Source organism: Rhodococcus sp. NPDC054953 (assembly GCF_053609225.1).
Map to the genome: position 1 here is coordinate 1 of NZ_JBSGXD010000090.1, position 1,047 is coordinate 1,047.

Annotated in this window: 1 protein-coding gene and 1 pseudogene; one reads left to right on the plus strand and one right to left on the minus strand. The window is 70.9% G+C overall.

Annotated elements, in window-relative coordinates:
• Positions 1-768 (minus strand): annotated as a pseudogene (locus ACWF62_RS20700) (cytochrome P450); the annotation flags it as partial.
• Between the two features lie 50 nt (positions 769-818).
• On the opposite strand from ACWF62_RS20700, the gene ACWF62_RS20705 reads away from it, so the two are divergent.
• A complete protein-coding gene (locus ACWF62_RS20705) occupies positions 819-968 on the plus strand; it encodes a hypothetical protein (RefSeq protein WP_452631314.1) in 150 nt (49 codons plus the stop codon).
• Positions 969-1,047: the final 79 nt, after the last annotated feature.

The window sequence follows — 1,047 nt, forward strand, 5'->3', positions numbered from 1 at the left end:
CTGCTGGCCGGAGACGATGATGACCGCCAGGTCCTGCACGATCTCCTCGCGCCCGTACCCGCCGTGGGCCAGCATCCGGGAGGCGATGTCGGCGGCGGCGGCCTGCTGCCGGGCGTCCACCAGCGCGTAGGTGGCGGCGTGGAAGTGGCGGAACGCCTTCAGCGATTCCTCGGTCCCGTTGAGGAACTCGTTGATGGAGTGCGCCAGTCCCGGGCCCTCGTCGTCCTGGTAGCCGCACGCCCGCACCAGCGCCAGCGCGGGCAGCAGCGTGGCGTACTGCGAGATCAGCTCGGCCTCGCCGTGCCCGCAGAACGCGTCGATCAGCCGGTCGGCGATCTCCTCTGCGTTGCGGCGGAGTTCGAAGCTGTCGACACCCTCCAGCGCGTTCTCGGTCATGGCGATCCGCTGGGAATGCCGCTCGCCGGTCGTCCACAGCACCGAGTCGAAGGAGTGGTCCACCATCGGGCGCAGCGGCCAGTCGGCCGGAATGGTGTCCCACAGCCGCCAGTGCCGCGAGTCGCGGCTGAAGAGCACCGGATCGCTGTAGATCTGGTGCAGTTCGCGGTAGCCCAGGGCCAGCCAGGCGGGTACGTCACCGGCCAGCGTCACCGGGGCCAGCGCGCCGTGGTCGCGCCGCATCTCCCGGTACAGCTCGGCGGGTTCGGTCTGGAACCGGGGCCCGGACAGCGGTACGGCTCCGGCGTGCGCGGGGCAGCCGGGGGGCGGGGTGGTCCCGCCGGCGGTGGGCGGGTGCTGGGGTGAGGTCACGGTGTGGTCGTCTCCTGAACCGGCCGGCCGGCGGTGGACGTGGACAGAGCGTGCAGATGCTCGACGAGGGTGATCAGGACCTGCTTGCTGGATTCCCGGGAGCGGGCGTCGCAGTCGAGCAGCGGGATGTGCTCGGGCAGGTCCAGGGCGTCCCTGATCTGCTGCTGGGTGTGCGGCGGTCCGCGGATGGCGGGCGGTGATGCGGCCCTGGTCGAGGAGATCGCACAGCAGGATCTTCACGATGCTGATGGGCAGCTTCAGTTCGGCGGCGATCTCGAC